Here is a 23,091-nt window from a genome sequence, read left to right as displayed (position 1 = left end):
TGCGTTATTGCTAGCCTCTTGGCCCTTGACGCAAGGCGCCCGGCTCGCAAGATGCGCGCGTTCTTTCCCGCCCATCCGGAGCTCGTCTGTTTCCATGTCGCTGTCCCCCGAAGCCCGCAAAACCCTCGTCGGCATCACCACCGCCACCATCACCACGGTCCTGCTGAAGAAGGGCCTGCGCAATGTGTGGATGCGCGGCGCGCGTCCGTTGCGACCGGGCCTGCCGCGCCTGGTGGGTCCGGCCTTCACCCTGCGCTTCGTGCCTGCGCGCGAGGATCTGGCGACGCCGGAATCCTGGTCATCGCCGATCTCGACCCGCACCGCGATCGAGGCAATGCCCGAAGGCTGCATCGCCGTGGTCGATGCCATGGGCATCACCGATGCCGGCATCTTCGGCGACATCCTCTGCGCGCGCATGGTCAAGCGCGGCGTGACCGCGCTCGTCACCGACGGCGTGGTGCGTGACGTCGAGGGCGTGCTTGGCACCAATCTTCCGGTCTGGTGCGACGGCTATGCCGCGCCGCCGTCGGTTGCGGGCCTCACCTTCGTCGGCTGGGGCGAGCCGATCGGCTGCGGCGGCGTCGCGGTGTTTCCCAACGACATCGTGGTCGCCGACCAGGACGGCTGCGTGCTGATCCCGCAGGCGATGCTCGATCACGTGCTCAACGAGGGTGTCGAGCAGGAGCGGATGGAAGCCTGGATCGTCAACGAGGTGAACAACGGCGCCGTGCTGCCTGGCCTCTATCCCATGAATGCCGAAACCAAGGCGCGCTACGCCGCCAGCAAGAAGTAACCGGGAAGGAACGAGGTAATCCCCATGGAGATCACTATTGCAGGCACGCGGCCGACCCGCCGTGCGCCGAAGGAAAACTTCACCGGCACCGTGTGGCAGGACCCGGTCATCATGGCGCCCGCGCCGGCACGGCTGAACTGCTCGCGCGTTGCGTTCGAGCCGGGCGCGCGCACCAACTGGCACCATCATCCGCTCGGCCAGACGCTCTACGTCATCTCCGGCGTCGGGCGCGTGCAGTCCAAGGGCGGCCCGATCCGCGAGATCCGCCCGGGCGACACCGTCTGGATTCCGCCGGGCGAATTGCACTGGCACGGCGCATCGCCGACCAACGGCATGTGCCACATCGCCATGCAGGAAGCGCTCGATGGCGTCTATTCGACCTGGCTGGAGCCGGTCACCGACGCCGAATATGGGGCAGCGGTCGGCTAAGGCGCTCGCGTGCGGGGCAAGGTGTATCGCCCCAGGGCGATGCATCGCCGATCCCGAGACCGGAAATTTGGGACTACCCGAGCGCTGGGTTCCGGCTCTGCGCAGAGACGCCGTAGCGCGTTTACGGGCGTCCTGGCTGCTTGTCCCCGCGGCACCATCACATTCTTTCCGCCGTCCACGTCCCCCTGCACATGGCGCCACGCCAGGTGCCGGAGCCGGAAGTGCCGGTGAGCCGGCCGAAACCGACGGCGCGCTTGATGCCGGTGCTCAGCGTGACGTTGATGTTGCCGGCATCGGCGACGCGGCCCGACGCCGTCACCGCGGCGCTGCTCGATGCGATGTGACCATTGTTGATTCCGATCGAGACGGTCGCGCCGTCGCCGCAGGCCTGGATCGAGGAGGCGATGCGGACATTCCATGCACCGTCGAAGGCGGAGCCCGCAGCATCGGCCTGCGCGAGCGGGAAGGCGATAGTGACAATGGTGGCGAAGAGAGCCTTGCGAAAGCCGTTCATGACACGCCCCTGTGGTTGACCGTTCGGGGATCGTGACATGGACCGGGAACCGGCGATGTGAGGGCTGTCACGTGTGCAGGAGGTTGAGTGAGGTTGCTCACCTCGCAACAGAAGGGCGCGTAAAAACAAAGGGACCCGCATCGGGGCCCCCTTGCATTGGTCAGAACGATCAGTCCGATCTCAGTTCACCCGCGTCCAGGTCTGGCCGCCGCAGAACATGCCGCCGAAGGCGCAGCCCTGCACGCGCAACCGGTCGGTGCCCTTCATCGCGATCGTCGAGTCGTAGGTCGAGCCGGAATTGGGGTCGAGGATGCGGCCTGACCATTTCTGGTCCTTGCCGGGCTTCATGTTGATCAGGACCTGCTCGCCGTTCTGGTTCGATTTCGAATCGACCGAATAGCCGCAGAGATTGGTGCCGCATTGCTCGATGCGGACCTTGCCTTCCTTCTCCTCCGTGAGCCAAACGCCGAGCGGCGAATTCAGATCGCGCGTGGGCGCGGCTGCCGGAGCAGGCGTGGCTGCAGCCGCCTGAACGGGAGCGGGGGCAGGCGCCGGCGCGGGTGGCGGAGGCGGCGCCGGTGGTGCGGCAGCCACGGTCGGGGCGGGCGGTGGCGTCACAGCGGGCGCCGCCTGCTGCTCGACGGGAGCAGCGGCCGAAGGCGGCGCAGGGGGCGGCGCCACGGCCGTGTCGGCGGGCGTGTTGTTGGCGGTGGCCGGTGACGGAGCGGGTGGTTGCGGCGCTGCGGGCGGCGCTGCTGCGGCGGCGGGTGCAGGCGCCTGCACGGCCGCGGGCGGCGCGGCGGCGGGAGCGGGGGCAGGTGCCGGAGCAGCAGCCGGCGCTTGCGGATCCACCGTGGCCTGCTGCGGCGCCTGCTCGTTCTTCTTGGCCTTCTTGGCCTTGCCCTGGCCGGTGTTGTCGTACACGCCGGGGATCTGCACCGTGCCGCGGTCGGGATCGATGCGGATGGTGCGCCCGCCATATTCGAAAGTGTATTGTGCCTGAGCAGCCGTGCTCGCCAACAGGAATGCGGCCGTAGCCAACAGCTTCCTCATTTCGCATCTCCTGAACAGATGGTCCCCGGACTGACGCATACGCTCCGGTTCGATCGCAAAAAGTGATCTAGATCACTTTCATCCGTATGAGTCGTGCTGCAATGCGTTCGGGTTCAATACGCCCGGAACCCGTCCACAGTTTGGCCGAAGCGAGCGACAGGGCGACGCAGCCTAGTTGAACCAGGCGGCATAGATCTTCTTGTAGCTGCCGTCTTCCATCGAGATGTGCAGCCATTGGTCGACGAAGGCTTTCAACGCGACATCGCGCTGCAGCCAATAGGCCTTCTCCGAAAAATCGAACGGCTTTTCAGGGTGCACCGCGCAGAGCACGCCGGCATGCTGCTTCTGCTGGTATCGCGTCTCGGAGGCGTCGGTCATCATCAGATCGGCGTTGCCCTTGGCGATCTCGTCGAAGATCACGGTGTTGTCGGCAAAGACGGTGATCTCGGCATCCTTGATGTTGGCGCGCGCGAAGCGTTCGTTGGTGCCGCCCGGATTGACGATGATTCGGGTGCCCTTCTTGTCGATGTCGGCGATGCTCTGGTACTTGGCCGTGTCGGCGCAGCGCGCGATCGGCGTCTTGCCCTCCCGCATGATCGGCGTGGAGAAGAAGCCTTTCTTCTGCCGGTCGAGCGTGACGGAGACACCGCCCATGGCGATGTCGAACTGGTCGGCCTCGAAATCCTTCATCAGCTTCGGCCAGGCCGTCGGCACGAATTCGACCTTGACGCCGAGCGCCTTGCCAAGGGCCTGCGCCATGTCGACGTCGAAGCCGCTGAATTGCTGCGTGGTCTTGTCCAGATAGGTGAAGGGCTTGTAGTCGCCGGTCATGCCGACGCGCAAGGTGCCGCGCTTGACTATCTCGTCGAGGCGCGAGGGCGCCTGCTGCGCGTGCGCCGAGAGATTCACCAGCAACGCCACGGCCAAAGCTGCCCAGATTCGAACGATCATCTCTTTTCCACCCGTGCCCGAGCTGTCATTGTGCGGGGTGGATTTAGACCAGATGCCCGTCGCTGGCGAGGCGGAATTGAAGGGAATTCAGAGGTGACGATCTCGATGTACGAGGCCTCGGTAGGCCTCTTCGTGCCGTACTTGCGCAACCTGTCCGGATTGCTCGACAAGGGCGTGGCCTATGCCGAGACCCGCAAGTTCAATCCGGCGGTTCTGCTCGGTATGCGCCTGGCGCCGAACATGTACGATCTGGCGCAGCAGGTCGGCGAGGCCTGCCGCCATGGCGTGGTCGCCCCGGCCTTGCTGGCGGAGCGCGAACCGATCACGCTGCCGGTGCTGGAGCACGACATGGCCGGACTTCAGGCACGCATCGCGACGTCGATCGAGTTCATCGAAAGCCTGCCGCGCGCCGAGATAGACGCGTCGGCCGAACGCAATGTGTTCTTCAAGCTGAAGAACGGCACCGAGCTGCCATTCACCGGACGAACGCTGCTGCTGACCTTCAGCGTCCCGCAGTTCTTCTTTCACGTGACGACGGCCTACGACCTGTTGCGGCACGCCGGCGTCGAACTCGTGAAGAAGGATTATCTGGGAAGGAAGTAGATGCTCGGCCTTCACCTCTCCCCGGCGGGGAGAGGTGTACAGCGACGTAAACCTACGCTTCGCCCTTGCGCTCGAATTCGGCGAGCGAGCTGCGGCCGGCAATTTCGCTGCGCAGCTCTTCGAAACGCCGATGCGCTTCGTGCTCCTGCGCGTCGACGAAATGCACGGCGGCTTCGCTCGTCATCGGGCCGCTAACCACGGGCGCCGACTGCTCGCCGATGGTCTCGTGGACGTAGAATTGGCCGTCGTCGCCGCGATGGACTGTCCATTTGAGGCGGATCGCCACCATCGGGCCCGGGCCGACCTTGCTGTAGCCATCCGCATCAGTGTGCTCCGGCACCAGCGGCTGCTCCTCGACCACTGGATGCTCGTCGACAATTGGCTGCTCGTCGGCGGCGATGTGCTCACGTTCACCAGCGACCATCATTTCGGTCTCGGTCTCCCGTACGACGAGAACGGGCTCGGGGTGCTCTAAAATGCTGGCGATGGTCGCCAGCGCGTGGTCGGTCGGGTCGATCTCTGCCAAGGGTCCATCCTCCAGCTCGACGCGGCCGGCTGGTCTGTCCCACTGCCGGTGCGCCCTGGCTCATTACGCGCGTTTGATTAAGGCTGAGTTGGGGCTCGATCTGCACCAAAATGGGACGGTTTTTGGTCGTCCCAAGCGAGCGCCTGCGCCGCCCGCCCGGAGTTCGGCTCAGCCCAGCACGTCCTGGTTGATGACGTTCTGCCGGATGGGATCGCCGTCCAGCGCACTCAGGATGTTGCGCGCGGTCTGCTCGCTCATGCGGCTCACGGCCTCGATGGTAACGCCGGCAACATGCGGGGCCATGATGACGTTGGGCAGGGCAAACAGTGCGTTGCTGAGCGGCGGCGGCTCCACCTCGAACACATCGATACCGGCACCGGCGAGCTTGCCGGAGACCAGCGCGTCATAGAGCGCGGCCTCTTTCACGATGCCGCCGCGCGCGGTGTTGATGAGGTAGGATTTCGGCTTCATCCCGCCGATCCGTGCCGCATCGAACAGGCCGACCGTCTCCGGCGTCTTCGGACAATGGATGGTGACGAAATCGGCATGAGGCAGCGCGGCATCGAAATCGGCGACGGGCTCGCAGCCGGCGGCCTTGATATCGGCAGCCGGCTTGTAGGGATCATAGACCTGTACCTTCATCTCCATCGCTAGGCAGCGCTTGGCGGTGCGACTGCCGATACGGCCGAAGCCGATGATCAGCACGGTCTTGCCGTAGAGATCGAACGGCAGCATGCCGAGCCGGTCGGCCCATTTGCCGTCCTTGACGCAAGCGTGCAATTCCTGCGCGCGCTTCGCCAGCGTCAGCATCATGAACAGCGCGGCTTCCGCGACCGAGGGCGAGTTGGCACTGCCAGCGACCATCAGCGGCACCTTGCGGCGGGAGAGGGCGGGCACGTCGACGGCGTCGTAGCCGACGCCGATGCGGGTCACCACCTTCATGTCCTTCGCGGCGTCGAGCTCGGTCTCGCCAAAGGCGGTGGCGCCGAGCGCGACGCCATGGACCGGTGCATGGCTCTTGAGCAGAGCCTCGAAGTCCTTGGCGGAGATCAGGTTCGGAAACTCGACGAGCTCGATATCGTCCCGCTGGGTGAGGAGGGCGCGTGCCCCTTGCGACAAAGTTTGCGTAACGAAAATCTTCTTCTTGTTGGTCGCCATCGTCTCCTGCCTGCGCGAGTTTCTTGGACCGGCATCACAACACGACGCCGGACGCCTCGTTTAGCAGGTGCATGTTGTTGAGGTCCATCGCCAAACGCATGGGTGCCCCGTCCTTGGCGCCGGCATTGGGATCGACGCGGCCGCAGACCGGCGTGCCGTCGAGCCCGAAATAGACCAGCGTCTCCATCCCCATCGGTTCGGTCACGTCGAGCACGGTCTCGAAGGTTTCGACGCCGGGCGCGAGATGCGCATGCGACTCGGTGAGGTGCTCGGGGCGAAGGCCCAGCAGCAGCTTCTCGGTGCGCGGCAGAGTCTTGTAGCGTGCGGCGCGGGCTGGGGGCAGCGGGAAAGCGATGCGGTCGGTGAGACGGATCTGGAGCGTGCCGCCGACGTCCTCGAGCCGGCACGGAATGAAGTTCATCGCGGGCGAGCCGATGAAGCCCGCGACGAAGCGTGTGGCCGGCTTGTGGTAGAGCTCGTTCGGCGTGCCGATCTGCTCGATACATCCCTTGTTCATCACAACGACGCGGTCGGCCAGCGTCATCGCCTCGACCTGGTCGTGGGTGACGTAGACCGTGGTGGTGCGCACCTTCTGGTGCACCTTCTTGATCTCGATCCGCATCTGCACGCGCAGCTTGGCGTCGAGATTGGACAGCGGCTCGTCGAACAGGAACACCTTCGGATTGCGCACGATGGCGCGGCCCATCGCGACGCGCTGGCGCTGGCCGCCGGATAGCTGCTTCGGCTTGCGATCGATCAGGTCGGTGATGTCGAGGAGCCGGGCGGCCTCGGTCACTCGCGCCTTGATCTCAGCCTTGGGATAGTGCTTCAGGCGCAGGCCGAACGACATGTTCTCCGCGACCGTCATGTGCGGGTAGAGCGCGTAATTCTGGAACACCATGGCGATGTCGCGGTCCTTCGGCGGCACGTCATTGACGACGTCGCCGCCGATCATGATGTCACCGTCGGTGATGTCCTCGAGCCCTGCGATCATGCGCAGCGTCGTCGACTTGCCGCAGCCGGAGGGGCCCACCAGCACGATGAATTCATGATCGGAGATATCGAGATCGATGCCGCGCACGGCTTCGACATCGTCGTAACGCTTGATCACCTTACGCAGGGAAACGTCGGCCATTGCACTTCAACCCCTCAATTTCAACCCTTCGTCGCGCCGGCGGTCAGGCCGGCAATGTAATAGTCCATCAGGAAGGCGTAGATGATCAGCGGCGGCGCGGCGCCAAGCAGCGCGCCGGTCATGATCTGTCCCCAGTTGAAGACGTCGCCCTTGATCAGTGTGGTGGTGATGCCGACCGGCAGCACGAGCTGATCGATCGAGGTCGTGAACACCAGCGGATAGAGGAACTGGGCCCAGGACACCGTAAAGGCGAAGATGGTCGCCGCGATCAGCCCGGGCAATGCAACGGGAATGAAGATCCGGGTCAAGGTCTGGAGCCACGAGGCGCCGTCGATGAGGGCGGCTTCATCGAGCTCCTTCGGGATCGAGGCGAAATAGCCGATCATGATCCACGTGCAGAACGGCACCGTCAACGTCGGATAGATGAACAGCAGCACGTACCATCGGTTGAGCAGCGTGATGCCGGTGTAGTCCTGGACGACCCCGAGCATCTTGAACAGCGGGATGAAGAGAAGACTGTCCGGGATCAGGTAGGTAAGAAAGACACCGGTGGCCAGCGTCGCTGAGCCCCAGAACTTCATCCGCGCCAGCGCAAAGGCCGCGGGGATGCTGATCAGCATCGTGATGATCACGACCACGATCGACACGATCGACGAGTTCCAGAAGAAGCGCAGAAACTGGTTCGAGCTCAGCAGCTCGACATAGTTCGACAGCGTCGGGTGGAACACCCACCAGGGATTGGTTGCCGCCGATATCTCCGCGCTGCTCTTGAGCGAGGTGATCAGCATGTAGATTGGCGGCGTCAGGAAGAAGATCGCGAACAGCACCAGGAAGAAATAGGACCAGCGCAGCGCCCAGGCGCGGTCGCGGCTCATGCTGCCATACTTGATCTTGCGGGAGGGGCCGGCCTTGTCGATTGCGAGCGTGCTCATCAGGCTTCGTTTCCGCGTTTGTTGACATCGCGCAGGATGAAGATCGCAGCGACCGCCAGGATCGGCACCATGAACAGCGAGACACAGGCGCCGAGCGGAATGTCGCTGCTCTGGATGCCGACCTGGAACGCCCAGGTGGCGAACAGATGCGTCGTATCCAGCGGACCGCCTGAGGTCAGGATGCGCACGATGTCGAAATTGGCGAAGGTGACGATCAGCGAGAACAGCGTGGTGATGGCGATGATGTTGCGCATCATCGGCAAGGTGACGTACCAGATCCGCTGCCACCAATTGGCGCCATCGATCGCGGCGGCCTCGTAGAGTTGATCGGGGACGGATTTCAGCGCGGCCAGATACATGATCATGAAGAATGGCGCGCCGTACCAGATGTTGACGAGGATGACGGAGAAGCGTGCCCAGAAGGTGTCGCCGAGCCAGGGGATCGGGCCGACGCCGAAGAAGGACAGCGTGTAATTGAAGGCGCTGTAGGAAGGGTCGAACAGCCACAGCCAGGCCAGCGTGCTCATCGCCGGTGGGATCACCCAGGGCACCAGCAGCATGCCGCGCCATTTGCGCTGGCCCTTGGCCGGAATGTTGTGGACGAAATGCGCGACGATGAAGCCGATCAGCGCCTTGAAGATCACGGCCGTGATCGCGAAGATGCAGGACTGCTGCACCACCATCCAGAACGTCTCGCGCTTGAACAGGAAGGTGAAGTTGCCGAAGCCGACGAACTTCGTCATCGACTTGTTCAGCGTCGCCAGATGAACGGAATAGAAGGCGGGGTAGAGCACGAGCAGCGCGATCAGGAGGATCAGCGGCAGCGTCAGGAAAAACGCCACCGTCGATTTGCGCCCGAGCGCATTGCGCAGGCTCGATCCCCTGCGGGCGCCCGCCGCACGGGCGACGCGACCTCGCTCAACGACGACATCGGCCATGTCAGATTCCTTGGATTAGTCTTTCTCTATGCTCTTATGCTGTCCAACCGTGAAGCCGGCCATGCGGCTTCACGGTCAAGCGGATTGAAGCATGCAGCCCGGGCAGCTCACGCACGTGACGCGAGCCGCCCTGTCAGCAGGCCCCGGCCTAGCTCCGCATGAAGCCTTCGCACTCGCCCTCGGCCCAGGCGAGCGCCTGCTCCAACGTCTCGCCCCGCGCATAACGCAGTGCCATTTTGGTCAGCGTCGCCTGGAAGTAGATCTGCTGTGCGATCTTGGGCGGCGCCGGCGATGCCGCGATCGACAGCGTCTGATGCTTGTGCGGGTCCGGATAGTGATAGAGCGTTCCCTTCGGCGGCCCTTCTTCCGCCCAGGTCTTGAACTTGGTCATGTTCGCATACGCCGGCAGATCATAGCCGCCGCTCACCGCGACGAACTTCTCGATCGATGACGGCGCGGACAAGTGAACGAGCAGGCTCTTGGCCGCCTCCTTGTTCTTGCCGAAGCTCCAGACGCCCCAGAAGTACGGCAGGTACGGCGCAAACCGGCCCTTCGGACCGGACGGGAAGCCGTGCGTCCAGCACTGCTCGGCGACCTGCGGCGCATCGCGCTTGGCAACAGCCCAGGCGCTCGGCGGATTCAGGATCATCGCACCACGGCCGGAGATCAGCCATTTGTTGTTCGAAGCGTCGTCCCAGGAGGGTGCATCCGGCGGCAGGAACGCGATCAGCTTCTTGTAGAATTCCATGGCCTGGCGAACCTGATCGGTCTTCACCGTGATATCGCCCTTGGCGTTGACGAGCTCGGCCCCGAAGGACTGAAAGATCGCGCCGGCGGTATCCACGCTGTCGGTGGTCTCGCCGAGGCCGATGCCGAATGCAAAGCCAGCCTTCTGGCAAGCCTCGGCTGCCTTCAGGAAGGTCTCCATGGTCCAGTTGTCCGCCTTGGGCGGGCTGCCGGCCGGGTACATCTCCTGTACGTCGATGCCGGCGTGCTGCTTCATCAAATCGATGCGGGAGCAGGGCCCCTTGATCTGGCTGCCGGGGGTCGCGGGCACCGCGAGCCATTTGCCGCCCGAATTCCCGAGATATTTGACGGTGCCGTTCACCTCGCCATTCTGCTTGAGGAGCGGCTCCACGACGTCGTTGAGCGGCTCGAGATTCTCGGCATAGGCCTGCGGCCACCAGCTCGGCATCTGAAGAATGTCATGACCCGACTTGGCCTGGGCTTCGGCCGCGGCGGTCAGCTCGATCTTCTTGTTGTTGCTGGTGATGTAGTCGATGGAGACTTCCACCTTCTCCTTCGCGGCCCATTCGTTGACGAGATCGGTCGAGGCCTTGTTGGCGCCGGGCACCCAATGGTCCCAGAACCCGATTGAGAGCTTGCCGGCGGCGTAAGCGCCTCTGACATAAGGCGCCGTGATCAGCGCCGCGGAGGACATTGCAGTGGCAGCCACAAATTGACGTCGCGTCAGTGTCTTGCGTGACATCTCGTTTCCTCGCTTGGGTGTTGTTGTTGGAGTTTCCTCTGAGAGACTTCTTTCTTGAGTTCTCGTTGTTGGATTTTCTTATTGGTGCCGTCGGCCCGCGTCGGCATTTCACGCGAGGTCGCAGCAAATTGGTAGCGCGATCAGATCATGATTGATCGCGTCTGTCGAGAAAGCCGAACGGCTCCTCGTCTAGAACTATTGGTGTGCCCGGCAGGATCGCGAGCGCATTCACGACCGTGTGCTGCAGGCAAACCGCGGACGTTCATTTTTGCGGCGCACACTTCGCGCAAGCGAGCCCTCGAACGATCTGTGCGCAATTACGCCGCAGTTTCGAATAAGCCTGCATAACCGCTTCGCGCGAAAGACTTTTCGGGCGTGGACGGCGATTGGTGGCGTCTGGACCTCGGCGCGGCGGAAACGATAGAGTTGCAATTGTCATGGGCCTTTCGCCGGAGAGGCCAGCCAGATCGACGATGGAGACGAGAATGATCAAACCGGTGCTGCCAGCGCGGCTTCACCTGCGACGATGGTTTGCGCTGGGGTCCGTGCTCGCGCTGCTGCTGGGCGTCGCCGCGGTGGCGAACGCCCAAGGTCTGGTCAAAGGCGTTCAGGAGGGCGCGGCGGCCGGAAACAAGGCGGCAGGTCCGGTCGGCGGCGTGCTTGGCGGCGCCATCGGCGGCGTGGTGGGCGTCTTCACCGGCGTGCTCGGCGTCGGCAACAATGGCAATCAGGCGCCGCCGCCCAAGGAGGCCAGCAAGGATGCAAGCAAGGATGCCAAGCAGCCGGGCGGCAAGGACAAGGACGCCAAGAGCGCCAAGGCGGGGAAGGGCTCCAAAGCGAGCAAGGAAGCGAAGAACGCCCCGCAGAATGGCAAGGACAACAAAGAAAATAAGGATGTCACGGTTCTCACCCAGACCGGCGCTCCGCAGCAGAGCGCGGAACAGATCGTTGCCAACAGCGATGCCTATATCGAGCGGATCAAGACCGAACTGAACCTCACGCCCGATCAGGAGAAGCACTGGTACGGCTTCTCGAGCGCCATGCACTACCTCGGGCATAATGGTGCAGAGCGGCTCAACCTTCGGGTCGCGCGCGCCAAGCGCGATCCGCCCGACGACATCATCGAGCAGATGCGCAACGAGGCGCAGTTCCTGATCGACCGGGCGGCCGACCAGCGCAACGTGGCCGACGCGGCCGAGCCGCTCTATTCGAGCCTCGATGACAAGCAGAAGCAGGTGTTCATTCAGGAGATGGTGCGCCTGAGCCACGAGCGAGGACTGGATTGATCAAGTTGAATCGGATCGGGCGCGTCTGAATTAAGGGCGGCGGCCACGAATTCGTGTATCCTCTCCGCAATTCGGTTATGGTTAGCTTCGTAAGGCTGACTGCGGGGTTGATATGGCGGACGGACTCTCCGTTTTCCTGGTCGAAGACGAGGCGTTGATCCGGATGATGATCGCCGACATGGTGGAGGAGCTCGGCCACCGCGTCGTCGCGGAAGCGGACAATGTCCGCGACGCCAGCGCCTTTGCCATGACCGCGCAGTATGATCTGGCCATCCTCGACATCAATCTGATGGGCGTCTACGTCGATCCCGTCGCCGATCTGATCGAGCGACGCGGAAAACCGTTTCTGTTCGCGACGGGTTATGGACCGGAGCTGCTGCCGTCCTTGCTGCGGCGAAGGCCGATCCTGCGCAAGCCGATCGCGATGGATCAGCTCAAGGCGATGATCGATTCGATGTTTCCGGAAGCCACAGAGAAGGCGCCGCACTGAGTGATGGCGTGGACGCCTCCCTGGTGACGGCGTAGACGCCGCACTGGTGACGGCGAGACGCCGCACTGAGATCGCCAAACGAAAATGGCCGCCCGTCGGGGGGGCGGCCATTTGGCGAAACAGCTCGGCGCGCTGTCAGATCAGGCCGGCGCTGAGATCGATGCCACGCGCGATCAAGCCGAACGAGACGGCCAGGCCCGTGCAGCAGAACAGCAAGATGGTCTTGAACGAAGAAACGGCGAACCGCGCTTCGACGGCGGCCGGCATCACGGCGAGCGAGATCATGCTCATGTTCACTTCCCCCCTTATTGGTTATTGACCCTGATTTGCCTCAGGTGGGGGAACTCTTAGAGCAAAAAGTTTGACGCCAGATTGCGAGGCATCGTTAATGAAGTCGCAATCGCCTCGTGTTCTCACGCGCCGGGACGAGCTCGCAAGCCTCAGTTGCGACCGTTTCTCAGCACCGTGGCAATGGTGTGCGCCGTCATGGCGGCGCGATCCGAAGCGCGCTGGGCGGCCAGCCGGTCCCTTGCCTTTTCCTCGATCAGGAGCTCGATCAGGGCCAGCCGCTTGTCTTCGTTGTCCGCCTCCCGCAGCAGGCGGTGATAGCGGTGATAGTCGAAACCGAAATCCTGTTTACGCATGCCACGCCCCCGCAACTACGCCACACACAGACAGGATTGTTTCGCATCGGAAACGCGCAGGCAAGCACGATCCCGCGCGGAATCGGGTGTACGCGGCAATCAGTTGTGAATTGCTGGACCGCGAGAGGGCGCTTCCTCCGCTCAATTTAGTCAATTTGGATTGTGCTGGGCGAACATCTTGAGGCCGACGAAGCTCGCATCAGGCTTGATCACCAGCCTGGTCGGGATGTTGCGCAAGTAATCCTGGAAGCGTCCCTTGGCCTCGAAGCGTGCTCGGAATGCGGACGCCGCGAGGAACTCGGGAAAACGCGGCACGATCCCGCCGGCGATATAGACGCCGCCGCGGGCGCCGAAGGTCACCGCGAGATTGCCCGCGACCGAGCCGAGGATGGCGCAGAACATGTCGAGCGTCGCACGGCTGACGGGGCAATTGCCCTCCAGCGCGGCCTTGGTGATGGCGGCAGGATCCCGATGTGGTACCTGGGCGCCATCGACCTCCGCGAGGGCCTCGTAGAGGCTTTGCAGGCCAGAACCTGAGAGCGCGCCGCGCTCGATGGAGACATGGCCAAGGCGCTTGCGCAGACAGGCGATCACGCGTTCCTCGCGCTCGTTCTCCGCCGGCAGGGTGGCGTGACCGGCCTCGGTCACGACCGCCAGCCGTGCGCCATGGCGCTCGACCAAACAGGACACCCCAAAGCCGGTTCCGGGCCCGACCACCAGCAGGGGCTCTCCGGGCAGGCCATCCTGCCCGCCAAGCGGAATGAGGTCGGCAGGCTGCAAGGCGGGAAGAGACCAGGCCACCACTTCGAAGTCGTTGAGCACGTGGACGCTGTCGAAGCCGAGCGCAGCTTGCAGCTCGTTGCCGTCGATGACCCACGGACTGTTGGTCATGACGCAGCGATTGTTGGTGACAGGGCCGGCCACCGCCAGCACAGCTCTTCGGGGCTGCCCGCCGGAGAACCTGCGAGCGAGAACATCGACGATGGCCTCCCGAACGGTCGGGAAGTCGGCGACCTTGACGTAGTCGATCGGTCCGGTCGGATCGCTGTTACTCGATTCAGCCTGGCTCAGCGCGAAGCGCGCATTGGTGCCGCCGATATCGGCGAGTAGAATTTGTCCTGTCTTGCCGATCGTCATGGCCATATGGCTGCCGCAGCCGCACGGGCTGCGGGAACCGCTTCCTCCGCTCTCTGATCGCAAATTGCGAACGGCTGTCAGAATCCGTCCCTGGGTGCAGCTAGTCAACACGGTTGATGTCAAACCGTTGCACCCTGAGCGCCTTTCCGGGACCAATTCGCGGGTGCTTCCTCACGGACCAACGGTTGCGCAGCAGCGCGGGAAGGCGGACACTAGGGGAAGCGCGCCTGGCGCCTTCGCGCCGGCAGATGCAACGAGACCAGCGATGAAGATTTCCGACCGCGACGTGCTGCTGGCGATTGACGTGCAGAACGACTTCTGCACCAACGGGGCGCTCGCCGTTCCCGGCGGCGAAAAGGTCGTCCCCGCCATCAACCGAGTCGCCCAAAAATTCGCCAATGTGGTGCTGACTCAGGACTGGCATCCGCGGGATCACGTGTCATTCGCGGCCAACCATGCCGGCAAGCAGCCGTTCCAGACCATCGAGCTCGACTACGGCACCCAGGTGCTCTGGCCCTCTCATTGCGTGCAGGGTACGACGGGCGCTGAATTCCACCGGGAGCTCGACGTTGTCAGCGCGAGCCTGGTGGTGCGCAAGGGCTTTCGCCGCGGCATCGATTCCTATTCGGCGCTGTTCGAGAACGACCATAAGACGCCGACCGGACTGCTCGGTTACTTGCGCGAACGCGAGCTGAAGACCGTCTTCGTCGCCGGTCTGGCGCTGGATTTCTGTGTTCGCTTCTCGGCGGAGGACGCCCGCACGGCCGGTTTCGAGGTCGCCGTCGTCGAGGACGCCTGTCGCGGCATCGATCTCGACGGCTCCGTGGCTGCCACCCATAGGAGTTTTAAGGATCGCGGCATTTCGGTCGTGAGCCTCGAGGCGTTCCTGTGAGGATGAGATAGCCATGGTGGAGAAGGCCGGCAGACAGCCAGGCGGACCGGGGCATGCGCCGGATGACCCGATGCTGTGGCCATTTGCGGCGGCGCGACTGGCTATGGACGCCTGTTTCTGGTGGCTGGAGCGCGGAACTGCGGAGCAGGGCGAGAGCAGCTTGCCGTGGACGACGCCCAGCACGGTTGCGCTGGAGCTTGCGACCATGCGCCTGCGCGATTTCACGCAGACGCGGTCCGGTCAGCCGGCGCTGGTCTGCGCACCCTATGCGCTGCATCGGGCCCCGATCGCCGACTTCGCGCCTGGCCACAGCGTGGTGCAGTCGCTGCAAAATGGCGGCATCGACCGCGTCTATCTCACCGACTGGCGGTCAGCCACGCCGGAGATGCGCTATCTCTCGATCGACAGCTATCTGACCGATCTCAACGTCGCCATCGACGAGATCGGCGCGCCGGTCGATCTCATCGGGCTGTGCCAGGGCGGCTGGCTGTCGCTGCTCTATGCGGCGCGCTTTCCGGCCAAGGTGCGGCGGCTGGTCCTGGTCGGCGCTCCGGTCGATCTGTCGATCGACTCGGCGCTGTCGCGGCTCGCCCGCAACGCACCCGACCTGGTATACGACCAGCTCGTCGCTCGCGGCGGCGGCAATGTCAGCGGCGAGGAGATGCTGCGCTTCTGGTCCAAGGCGCCTGACAGCGACGATATCGCAGTGGCGTTGCAGAGGGGACTCTCGGACGAGGAGGGCGCGACCCTACTCGCGCGCTTCGACCGCTGGAATAGCGAGACGCTCGATTTGCCGGGCACTTATTACCTTCAGATCGTCAACTGGATTTTCCGGGAGAACCGGATTGCCGGCGGCAAATTCGTCGCGCTCGGCCGCCCGGTTGACCTGAAGGACGTCAAGGCGCCGATCTTCCTGCTGGCCGGGTTGGACGACGACGTCGTGCCGGCTGTGCAGGCGCTCGCCACCGCTGATCTCGTCGGCACCCCGCCGCCTTTCATTGCGGCAGCTTCCGAGCCGAGCGGTCATCTCGGCCTTTTCATGGGGGCGCGGACCCACGCCCATGCCTGGCCTCGGATCGCCGAATGGCTGCGCGATGATCTGTCCGGGGTCTTGGCGCGCAGCGCCTGACGTCGCGGGCGCCGGCTGGCCGACATGCAAATCGGTTATGCATGATGGCGGATGGCCTGCACGGGCGCCGGTCGATGGGCTACATATGATGCGGTGCTGGCGGCTGCGGCTAGTGGCGCAAGAGGTTGAAGAGATTGCAAGGATTGAAGGTACAGCGCTTGATGTCTTTCCACTCGATCTATGCCCATGGATTTGCGCGCGTAGGGGCCTGCGTCACCACCTCCCGCGTGGCCGACCCCTCGGCCAATGCGAAGACCGTCCTGGTGGCGGCCAATGCCTGCCACGAACAATCGGTGGCGGTTGCCGTGTTTCCCGAGCTGTGCCTGTCCGGCTACGCGATCGAAGACCTGGTCAAGCAGGATCCGCTGCTCGATGCGGTCGAGCGCGGGCTCGCTGCGATCGCCGAGGCCTCCGCGGCACTGATGACGGTCCTGATCGTCGGCGCACCGCTGCGCTTTGGCCATCGCATCTACAATTGTGCGGTCGTCATCCATCGCGGCACCGCGCTTGGCGTTGTGCCCAAGAGCTATCTGCCGACCTACCGCGAATTCTACGAAGGACGGCATTTCGCCTCCGGCGCGGGCATCGCCGGAGAGACGATCTCCTTTGGCGGGCTGCATGCGCCGTTCGGCGTCGACCTTCTGTTCTCGGCCGAGGACGTTCCGGGCCTCACCATCGGCGTCGAGATCTGCGAGGACATGTGGATTCCGGTGACGCCGGCATCCGAGCTCGCGCTCGCGGGCGCCAGCGTGCTGATCAACCTCTCGGGCAGCCCGATCACGATCGGCCGGGCGCGCTCGCGCGCGCTGCTGTGCCAATCGACATCGGCGCGATGCCTCGCAGCCTACGTCTATTCCGCCGCCGGAGCAGGGGAATCGACCACCGATCTGGCCTGGGACGGCCAGACCTCGATCTACGAGAATGGCGTGCTGCTGGCCGAGGGCGAGCGGTTCCGCCAGGACGGCCAGATTACGCTGGCCGACGTCGATCTCGACCTGCTCAGGCAGGAGCGCGCGCTGATGGGCACGTTCGACGACAATCGCCGCCAGCGAGAGGCGTTTTTCCGCAAGGTGACATTCGCGCTGAAGCCGCCCGCCGCCGACGTCGGCTTCCTGCGCAAGGTCGAGCGGTTTCCGTTCGTGCCGAGCGACGAGAGCCTGCTCGAGCAGGATTGCTATGAGGCCTACAACATCCAGGTCGCCGGCCTCGTTCAGCGGATGCGTGCCACCGGCACCAAGCGCGTCGTGATCGGCGTCTCCGGCGGGCTCGATTCCACGCACGCCCTGATCGTCGCCGCCAAGGCAGTCGATCTCCTCGGCCTGCCGCGCGAAAACATCCTGGCTTACACCATGCCGGGCTTTGCCACCGGCAGCGAGAGCAAGACCCACGCGCTGGCGCTGATGAAGGCGTTGCAGACGAGCTGGCAAGAGCTCGACATCCGCACCACGGCCACGCAGATGCTGAAGGATATCGGCCACCCCTTTGGCAAGGGCCAGAAGGTCTACGACGTCACCTTCGAGAATGTGCAGGCGGGCCTGCGCACGGACTATCTGTTCCGCCTCGCCAATCATCACGGCGGCATCGTCATCGGCACGGGCGATCTCTCTGAACTCGCGCTCGGCTGGTGCACCTATGGCGTCGGCGACCAGATGGCGCATTACAACGTCAATGCCGGCGTGCCGAAGACGCTGATCCAGCATCTCATCCGCTGGGTGATCTCATCGAACCAGTTCAGCGACAACGTCAACCGCACGCTTGGCTCGATCCTCGCTGCCGAAATCTCTCCAGAGCTGGTGCCGGTGCAGCCTGGCGAGAAGCCGCAGAGCACGGAAGCGTCCGTCGGGCCCTACGAGCTGCAGGATTTCAACCTGTTCTACACGCTGCGCTTCGGCATGCGTCCCTCCAAGATCGCCTTCATGGCGCAGCACGCCTGGAAGGACGTCGCCACGGGCGAATGGCCGCCGGCCTTCCCGAGCGACCGGCGCAGGGCCTACGATCTTCCCGAGATCCGGCGCTGGCTCGAGGTATTCCTGCGTCGCTTCTTCGCTTTCAGCCAGTTCAAGCGCTCGGCGATGCCGAATGGACCGAAGGTTTCGGCGGGTGGGTCATTGTCGCCGCGCGGCGACTGGCGGGCCCCGTCGGATGCGAGCGCAGCGGCATGGCTTGAGGAACTTGAACGGAACGTGCCGAACTGATCGGCGCGGCGCATGGACATTGAGGGGACGATCGGATGCCAGTCGGAGAGGGGGCGGGTGAGGAAGCCAAGGTCGTCAACGGCCTCTACATCTTCGACATCGAAATGCGCGACGGCAAACGCGGCCAAGCCAGGGGCGTGGTCGTGCTCTGCGACGGGCGCATCATGGGCGGCGACAGCTATTTCTATTACACCGGCAGCTACACGTTCCGGAACGGCAAGTGGCGCGGCGACATGATCGTCAATCAGCATACCGAAGCCATCGGCAAGACCCTCGCATTCGGCGGCAGGGAGGTCACCTGCGGTTTCTCGGGCGACTACTCGGCCGGCGGCGCCGAGGTCGAGGGCATGGCGCTGGTCGGCAAGACCACCGTGACATTCACGGCCCGCCTCACGCTGAAGGACGCGATGTAAGCCCCGCGTGATCTGCTCCCGTTCCTTGGCAGGAACCTTCGCACCCGCAGAACGTTCGCGTCTGTTGCTGTGAATTGTCGAGGAGAGGGACCATGCGCAAGCACTTGATGTTATCGACTGCGGCCGTCGGACTGATGCTCGCCTCCGGCTTGGCCTACGCCCAGGCGCCCGGTGAGCGCAGAGACGAGCCGAAACGGACCGAGGAACCGGCCAAAGGCGCTGCGCCGCAGCGCGGGGGCGCGGCCCAAGGCGCTCAAGAGCGGGTTCAGGAGCGCACGCAGGGCGCCCAGGAGAGACTCCAGGGAGCCGGTCGCGAAGAGAAAGGCGGCGCGGCCAAGCGCGAGGCCAACGAAGACAAGCGCCAGCCAGCTACAGCCGCCGAACGTGATCAACCGAAGGCGAAGGATCAGGCACAAGAATCTCGCGAACCTTCGCGCGATCGCAATCGCGAGGCCGAGACCGCCAAACCTGGGCGCGACAGCGGCAAGAGCAGCGCAGAGACGAAGCAGGACAAGTCCGCGCCGCAGAAATCAACTGCCGAGTCCGAGAAATCCAAGGCCGGCCCCGCGGGCCAGCAGAACGAGCGCAGTGGGGCTGCGGCCAACCAGAACGAGCGCAACCAGACCCAGCCGCCGCGCAACGCCGCCGAACAACAGCCGCCGGCGCAACAGAACAACCGCCCGGCCACCGCGACCGACACGAACCGGACGGCGCCGACCAACAATGCACAGACTGCGCCGGCGACGGGCACGCAGACCAATCAAGCCAATCAGACCACCCAGACCAACACGCAGGTTAATCAGCAGACCAGCATGACGTCTGAACGGCAGGTGCGGATCTCTGAAACGGTAAGCCGCGCGCGCCTGGCGCCACCAGAGCGCAACCTGAGCATCGCGATCCGGGTGGGTGAGACGATCCCTTCGCGCGTCCGTCTGCATCGGCTGCCGCCTGAGATCGTGTCGATCGAGCCGGAATATCGCGACTATGAGTATTTCGCGACGGATGACGACGTCGTCATCGTGGAGCCGCGCACGCATCGCATCGTCAGCCAGGTTCCGCGGGATCCGTCGCGGGCTCGTGCACAGATGGGCGGCAGCGCCGGCCAGAGCATGGCGGCCGCCGGCGGGAGCAATGTGAACTGCCGGATCATGCGGCGCGATGCCTCGGGGAACGTGGCCGAAGCAGAGCCGTCAACCGTCGGCTCGACTGCGCGCACGGATTCGCTGAGCGTGACGGTCCAGATGCCCGGCGGCGGATCGTCCGCGCCGATTGCCCTCGGCGCTCCCGCGGGTGACATCGTGGTCGCGTCGCAAGGGCAGGGCGACTGCACGGTGACAATCGAGCCGCAGACGCGCTAAAGCATGATCCGGAAAAGTGCGAAGCGGTTTTCCGAAAAGATCATGCTTAAACAGCCGCATGAAGCGCGATGACGATTCATCGCGCTTTAGGCGCCGGGCCGAACGACGACGCTGAAACGAGAACGCGCCGCCCGGCTGAACAGCCGGACGGCGCGCATCGCGTTCAATCTGAAAAGTTTCGAGGTCCGGAGTGCCTAGGAGTCCGGACCTCGTCACCTTGCCCCAGCCTTCAATCCCCCGCCCCATGTGGTCCCCCAACCCCATGTAGCGCGATCAGAGGGTGATGCCCGTGGAAGTGGCCGCCGATCGATGTCCCGCGATGTACGCGAAGGTTGGTTAGGCTTCCATTCCGGATCACTACGGACACGCCCGCGCCGTTTGAACATTGACGCGTTCGTCCGCGCATGCCGCGATCCTTGCCGCCTGAATGCGATGCGAGCAGATGTCCACATCTGGTCCGCGGTGCGAAACCCGCATTTCACCGGCCTGTCATTGAACTGGTCTAGCCCTGTTCCCGTCATCGCTGATGGCCAAGGAGCAAGCCATGTCGAAGCCGGTGCTGGGCGCCGCATTGTCCATCAAGTCGATCCCCGCGCATCGCGACTGGCTTCTGGAACGGCAGCGCGATCTCGAGATCCAGGATTTTTTCCGCGCGGATCTGCTCGATAGCGACTGGCGCGCGACTGCCGGCGAGATCAAGCAGATGCTTGCGGGCCACACGGGCCGGCTCGGCATTCACGGCCCGTTCTGGGGCTTCAAGATCGACAGCCACGATCCCATGATCCGCCAGGCCGTCACCAAACGCCTGCTTCAGGGTCTTGATGCAGCCGAGTTCCTCGGCGCGACCCAGATGGTGATCTATTCGCCGTTCACCACCTGGGACCACAACAATCTTGATCTCTACACCGATAACCGCGGCAATCTGGTCGAGCGGGTCAAGGCGACGCTCGCCGAAGTGATCGCGCGCGCCGAGACCATCGGCTGCGAGATCGTCATCGAGAACATCGAGGACAAGGATCCGCGCGACCGCGTCCGCCTTGCGAAGGCGCTGGAGAGCAGCAAGGTCCGCGTCTCGCTCGACACCGGGCACGCCAACTACGCCCACATCTCCACCGGCGCACCGCCGGTCGACTATTACGTCGAAACCGCCGGCGACATGCTGACGCATGTGCACCTGCAGGATACCGACGGCTTTGCCGACCGGCACTGGGCGCCGGGCGAAGGCAACATCCCGTGGGTCGCCGTGTTCCGCGCCCTTGGGCGGCTGACCTCGAACCCGCGGCTGATCCTCGAACTTCGCAACCACGACGACGTCCGCGCCGGCGCAGCCCATCTCGCTGCGCTCGGACTGGCCGAATAATCGCATCATCCTGGGCAGGGGTCACATCATGAGCAAGTTCACCCGTCGCACCATTCTGAAATCCGGCGGCGCTGCCGCCAGCACGCTCCTTTTGCCGCGCTTTGCCATCGCGCAAGGCGACAACCGTCCGTCGGTCACGATCGCCGTGCAGAAGGTGACCAATTCGAACGTCCTCGACGTGCTGCGCGAGCAGTCCAATGTCGGCGAGCGCGTGTTCTTCTCCTCGATCTGGGAAGGCCTGATCTCCAAGAACTGGCGCGGCAACCTGGAGGCCGTGCCCGGCCTTGCCACCGAATGGCGCCGCATCGACGACCAGACCGTCGAAGTGAAGCTGCGCCAGGGCGTCAAATTCCACAATGGCGACGAGCTCACTGCCGAAGACGTCGTCTTCACCTTCAGCCGCGAGCGCATGTTCGGCGAGACTGAAGCCAAGAGCCGCTCCACCATCCAGGCTTTCGAGAAGATCCCGGCGCCGCGTCCCGGCAAAGAGCTGCCGCCAGATGTGCCGGCCGTTGCCCGCCGCATCTGGCCGGACCTCGTCCGGGTCGATGCCGTGGACAAGTACACGGTGCGCTTCTACAACGCCACACCCGACGTCACCATCGAAGGCCGGCTGTCGCGCTATGGCTCCGACATCATGAACCGCCGGGCCTGGGAAGAAGCCGCGAGCTACCTCGACTGGGCGCGCAAGCCCGTCACCACCGGTCCCTACAAGGTCGTCGAGCTCAAGCCCGACGTGTCGCTGGTGCTGGAAGCGCACGACGAATATTGGGGCGGCCGCCCGCCGCTCAAGCGCATCCGCTTCCTCGAAGTGCCGGAAGTTGCGAGCCGCATCAACGGCCTGCTCTCGGGCGAATACCACTTCGCCTGCGACATCCCGCCGGACCAGATCGCCGGCATCGAAAAGAATTCCGCGTTCGAAGTGCAGGGCGGCACCATTCTCAATCATCGCCTGACCGTGTTCGACAAGAACCACGCCCAGCTCGCCAATCCGCTTGTCAGGCGCGCCTTTACTCACGCAATCGACCGCCAGGCCATCGTCGACAGCCTGTGGGCCGGCCGCACCCGCGTGCCGAAGGGCCTGCAATGGGAATTCTACGGCGACATATTCAACGCGGACTGGAGCGTGCCGGCCTATGATCCCAAGCTTGCGCAGGATCTGTTGAAGCAGGCCAATTACAAGGGCGATCCGATTCCCTATCGCCTGCTCAGCAATTACTACACCAACCAGGTCGCGACCGCGCAGATCCTGGTCGAAATGTGGAAGTCGGTCGGCCTCAACGTGCAGATCGAGACCAAGGAGAACTGGTCCCAGATCATGGAGCGGGCGCCGACCCGCGCGGTGCGCGACTGGTCGAACTCGGCCGCCTTCAACGATCCGGTGTCGTCGCTGGTTGCCCAGCACGGGCCGAACGGCCAGCAGCAGCAGATCGGCGAGTGGACCAATGTCGAGCTAAACAAGCTATCGGAGTTCCTGGAGACCTCGACCGATCGCCCAGCCCGCAAGAAGGCGTTCCGCCGCATGCTGGAGATCGCCGAGCGCGAGGACCCCGCCTATACGGTGCTACACCAGAACGCGACCTTCACGGCCAAGCCGAAATCCATCAAGTGGAAGGCAGCGCCCGCCTTCGCGATGGATTTCCGCGCCGGCAATTTCGAGGCCTGA

24 protein-coding genes are annotated in these 23,091 nt (G+C 64.1%); 12 read left to right on the top strand and 12 right to left on the bottom strand.

Annotated elements, in window-relative coordinates; genetic code table 11:
* The first annotated feature begins 94 nt into the window (after positions 1-94).
* Both IVB01_RS04095 and IVB01_RS04090 read left to right on the top strand, forming a co-directional pair.
* Positions 95-793 carry a ribonuclease activity regulator RraA gene (locus IVB01_RS04095; RefSeq protein ID WP_247419471.1) on the top strand — a complete coding sequence of 233 codons (699 nt, stop codon included), beginning with the start codon at positions 95-97 and terminating at the stop codon, positions 791-793.
* 24 nt (positions 794-817) lie between these two features.
* Positions 818-1,222 carry a cupin domain-containing protein gene (locus IVB01_RS04090; protein ID WP_247275640.1) on the top strand — a complete coding sequence of 135 codons (405 nt, stop codon included), beginning with the start codon at positions 818-820 and terminating at the stop codon, positions 1,220-1,222.
* A gap of 157 nt (positions 1,223-1,379) precedes the next feature.
* Here IVB01_RS04090 and IVB01_RS04085 read toward each other — a convergent pair whose 3' ends face one another.
* The 3 genes from IVB01_RS04085 to IVB01_RS04075 form a co-directional block, all read right to left on the bottom strand.
* Positions 1,380-1,736 carry a hypothetical protein gene (locus IVB01_RS04085; protein WP_247275639.1) on the bottom strand — a complete coding sequence of 119 codons (357 nt, stop codon included), beginning with the start codon at positions 1,734-1,736 and terminating at the stop codon, positions 1,380-1,382.
* A gap of 180 nt (positions 1,737-1,916) precedes the next feature.
* Positions 1,917-2,789 (bottom strand): DUF2147 domain-containing protein, encoded by an 873-nt coding sequence (locus tag IVB01_RS04080; protein ID WP_247419473.1) that lies wholly within the window; start codon positions 2,787-2,789, stop codon positions 1,917-1,919.
* Positions 2,790-2,960: 171 nt separating this feature from the next.
* Positions 2,961-3,740: a transporter substrate-binding domain-containing protein gene (locus IVB01_RS04075; protein WP_247275637.1), complete on the bottom strand. Its 780-nt coding sequence runs from the start codon at positions 3,738-3,740 to the stop codon at positions 2,961-2,963.
* Between the two features lie 105 nt (positions 3,741-3,845).
* Here IVB01_RS04075 and IVB01_RS04070 point away from each other — a divergent pair, with 105 nt between their 5' ends.
* Entirely contained in the window at positions 3,846-4,343 is a 498-nt protein-coding gene (locus IVB01_RS04070) for a DUF1993 domain-containing protein (protein ID WP_247275675.1), read from the top strand.
* Between the two features lie 52 nt (positions 4,344-4,395).
* Here IVB01_RS04070 and IVB01_RS04065 read toward each other — a convergent pair whose 3' ends face one another.
* The 6 genes from IVB01_RS04065 to IVB01_RS04040 form a co-directional block, all read right to left on the bottom strand.
* Positions 4,396-4,869 (bottom strand): hypothetical protein, encoded by a 474-nt coding sequence (locus IVB01_RS04065; protein WP_247275636.1) that lies wholly within the window; start codon positions 4,867-4,869, stop codon positions 4,396-4,398.
* Positions 4,870-5,037: 168 nt separating this feature from the next.
* On the bottom strand, positions 5,038-6,027 hold the full coding sequence (locus tag IVB01_RS04060; RefSeq protein ID WP_247275635.1) for a hydroxyacid dehydrogenase: 990 nt from the start codon (positions 6,025-6,027) through the stop codon (positions 5,038-5,040).
* Between the two features lie 34 nt (positions 6,028-6,061).
* The gene (gene ugpC / locus IVB01_RS04055; protein ID WP_247275634.1) at positions 6,062-7,162 is read right to left on the bottom strand and encodes a sn-glycerol-3-phosphate ABC transporter ATP-binding protein UgpC; all 1,101 of its coding nucleotides are present in this window, start codon (positions 7,160-7,162) and stop codon (positions 6,062-6,064) included.
* Positions 7,163-7,182: 20 nt separating this feature from the next.
* A complete protein-coding gene (locus IVB01_RS04050; protein ID WP_247275633.1) occupies positions 7,183-8,094 on the bottom strand; it encodes a carbohydrate ABC transporter permease in 912 nt (303 codons plus the stop codon).
* A complete protein-coding gene (locus IVB01_RS04045; protein WP_247275632.1) occupies positions 8,094-9,032 on the bottom strand; it encodes a sugar ABC transporter permease in 939 nt (312 codons plus the stop codon). Before IVB01_RS04045 ends, IVB01_RS04050 begins: the two co-directional genes overlap by 1 nt.
* Positions 9,033-9,180: 148 nt before the next feature.
* Positions 9,181-10,521 carry an extracellular solute-binding protein gene (locus tag IVB01_RS04040; RefSeq protein ID WP_247275631.1) on the bottom strand — a complete coding sequence of 447 codons (1,341 nt, stop codon included), beginning with the start codon at positions 10,519-10,521 and terminating at the stop codon, positions 9,181-9,183.
* A gap of 485 nt (positions 10,522-11,006) precedes the next feature.
* Between IVB01_RS04040 and IVB01_RS04035 the strand changes: the two genes are divergently transcribed.
* On the top strand, positions 11,007-11,807 hold the full coding sequence (locus tag IVB01_RS04035; protein ID WP_247275630.1) for a Spy/CpxP family protein refolding chaperone: 801 nt from the start codon (positions 11,007-11,009) through the stop codon (positions 11,805-11,807).
* Between the two features lie 112 nt (positions 11,808-11,919).
* Positions 11,920-12,297 (top strand): response regulator, encoded by a 378-nt coding sequence (locus IVB01_RS04030; RefSeq protein ID WP_247275629.1) that lies wholly within the window; start codon positions 11,920-11,922, stop codon positions 12,295-12,297.
* Between the two features lie 135 nt (positions 12,298-12,432).
* Here IVB01_RS04030 and IVB01_RS04025 read toward each other — a convergent pair whose 3' ends face one another.
* The 3 genes from IVB01_RS04025 to glk form a co-directional block, all read right to left on the bottom strand.
* Positions 12,433-12,588 (bottom strand): hypothetical protein, encoded by a 156-nt coding sequence (locus tag IVB01_RS04025; RefSeq protein WP_247275628.1) that lies wholly within the window; start codon positions 12,586-12,588, stop codon positions 12,433-12,435.
* 149 nt (positions 12,589-12,737) lie between these two features.
* The gene (locus IVB01_RS04020; protein ID WP_247275627.1) at positions 12,738-12,941 is read right to left on the bottom strand and encodes a hypothetical protein; all 204 of its coding nucleotides are present in this window, start codon (positions 12,939-12,941) and stop codon (positions 12,738-12,740) included.
* 150 nt (positions 12,942-13,091) lie between these two features.
* Positions 13,092-14,078, bottom strand: coding sequence for a glucokinase (glk, locus tag IVB01_RS04015; protein ID WP_247275674.1), 987 nt, complete (start codon positions 14,076-14,078; stop codon positions 13,092-13,094).
* Between the two features lie 265 nt (positions 14,079-14,343).
* Between glk and pncA the strand changes: the two genes are divergently transcribed.
* From pncA to IVB01_RS03980, 7 genes are all read left to right on the top strand, one after another.
* A complete protein-coding gene (pncA, locus tag IVB01_RS04010) occupies positions 14,344-14,970 on the top strand; it encodes a bifunctional nicotinamidase/pyrazinamidase (RefSeq protein WP_247450259.1) in 627 nt (208 codons plus the stop codon).
* 13 nt (positions 14,971-14,983) lie between these two features.
* Positions 14,984-16,099: an alpha/beta fold hydrolase gene (locus tag IVB01_RS04005; RefSeq protein ID WP_247460708.1), complete on the top strand. Its 1,116-nt coding sequence runs from the start codon at positions 14,984-14,986 to the stop codon at positions 16,097-16,099.
* A 161-nt stretch (positions 16,100-16,260) separates the two neighbouring features.
* Entirely contained in the window at positions 16,261-18,294 is a 2,034-nt protein-coding gene (locus IVB01_RS04000; protein WP_247494254.1) for an NAD(+) synthase, read from the top strand.
* A 35-nt stretch (positions 18,295-18,329) separates the two neighbouring features.
* Positions 18,330-18,707: a GrlR family regulatory protein gene (locus tag IVB01_RS03995; RefSeq protein WP_247275624.1), complete on the top strand. Its 378-nt coding sequence runs from the start codon at positions 18,330-18,332 to the stop codon at positions 18,705-18,707.
* A gap of 92 nt (positions 18,708-18,799) precedes the next feature.
* Positions 18,800-20,065, top strand: a complete 1,266-nt coding sequence (locus IVB01_RS03990; protein WP_247275623.1) for a DUF1236 domain-containing protein — start codon at positions 18,800-18,802, stop codon at positions 20,063-20,065.
* A 544-nt stretch (positions 20,066-20,609) separates the two neighbouring features.
* Positions 20,610-21,425, top strand: a complete 816-nt coding sequence (locus IVB01_RS03985; RefSeq protein ID WP_247281124.1) for a sugar phosphate isomerase/epimerase family protein — start codon at positions 20,610-20,612, stop codon at positions 21,423-21,425.
* Between the two features lie 28 nt (positions 21,426-21,453).
* Positions 21,454-23,091 (top strand): ABC transporter substrate-binding protein, encoded by a 1,638-nt coding sequence (locus IVB01_RS03980; RefSeq protein ID WP_247460706.1) that lies wholly within the window; start codon positions 21,454-21,456, stop codon positions 23,089-23,091.

This window comes from Bradyrhizobium sp. 164, assembly GCF_023073715.1.
Taxonomy (GTDB): Bacteria; Pseudomonadota; Alphaproteobacteria; order Rhizobiales; family Xanthobacteraceae; genus Bradyrhizobium.
This window is presented reverse-complemented; position numbering and strand designations above follow the sequence as displayed.